Below are 1,063 nucleotides of genomic sequence, written 5' to 3'. Positions count from 1 at the left end.
CTAGAGCCGTGCCCTGGCGGGTTGAATCGCGCGGGGTAGGCGATCTGGCTGGCGTGTGATTCACTGGATGGGCTTGTGATGGAGGATCGCCATGCCTTCAGCCCTGTCGGTGGATCTGCGCGAGCGTGTGGTCGCTGCGATTGAAGCGGGTGCATCGCGGCGTCAGGCGGCCAAACGCTTCGGGGTCGGGGCGGCCAGCGCGGTCCGTTGGTACGAGCGCTTCCGTCAGAACGGGCAGATCGCGCCCAAGCCCATGGGCGGCGACCGCAACTCGCAGCGTCTGGAAGCGCAGGCGGCCCTGATCCTTCGGCTCAACGAAGAACACCCGCTCTCCTTCGTGCGGGAACTGCGCGACAGGCTCTCGGACCGCGGCGTCCGGGCGAGCACGAGCAGTTTGTCGCGCTTCTTCGCCCGGCATGGGATCACCCGTAAAAAGGGGCTGTCCACGCGGCCGAGCAGGAGCGGCCGGATGTGAAGGCTGCACGCGAGGACTGGTTCGAGCGACAACCCGATCTGGATCCAGATCGCCTGGTTTTCCTCGACGAGACGGCCGCCACGACGAAGATGGTCCGCCGCTATGGTCGTGCTCCGTGCGGTCAGCGCTGCCGGATCGCCGTGCCTCACGGGCACTACAAGACCACCACCATCACCGCCGCCCTGCGCGCCACGGGACTGATCGCCAGGACCGTCTTCGATGGGGCCACGAATGGTATGCGTTTCCGGGCCTACGTCACCGACACCCTGGCTCCGGTGCTGAGGCCCGGTGACACCGTCATCCTCGACAATTTGAACGCCCACAAGGTCGCCGGGGTGCGCGAGGCCATCGAGGCGGTCGGCGCACGGGTTCTCTACCTCCCGCCCTACAGTCCCGACTTCAATCCGATCGAGCAGGTCTTCGCCAAGGTCAAAGCCCTCCTCCGGACGGCTGCAGCACGGACCGCCGCCGGCCTGACCATCGCCATCGAGGACGCGTTCGCCGCCGTCCGACCGGATGAGTGCCGAAACTACCTTACCGCTGCTGGATACGATGCCTATGAGCCAACCTGAAAGGGCACGGCTCTAG

At 66.3% G+C, this 1,063-nt stretch carries 1 protein-coding gene; it reads left to right on the top strand.

What is annotated here, in order from left to right:
* The first annotated feature begins 91 nt into the window (after positions 1 to 91).
* Positions 92 to 1,047 (top strand): IS630 family transposase gene (locus FV242_RS33925; RefSeq protein ID WP_147942032.1). Its coding sequence is split into 2 segments (ribosomal slippage): positions 92 to 443 and positions 443 to 1,047, totalling 957 coding nucleotides; the frame shifts between segments, so codons are not numbered across the junction.
* Positions 1,048 to 1,063: the final 16 nt, after the last annotated feature.

This window comes from Methylobacterium sp. WL64, assembly GCF_008039945.1.
GTDB lineage: Bacteria > Pseudomonadota > Alphaproteobacteria > Rhizobiales > Beijerinckiaceae > Methylobacterium.
The sequence above is the reverse complement of the archived record's forward strand: the minus strand, read 5'-3'. Positions and strand labels throughout refer to the sequence as shown.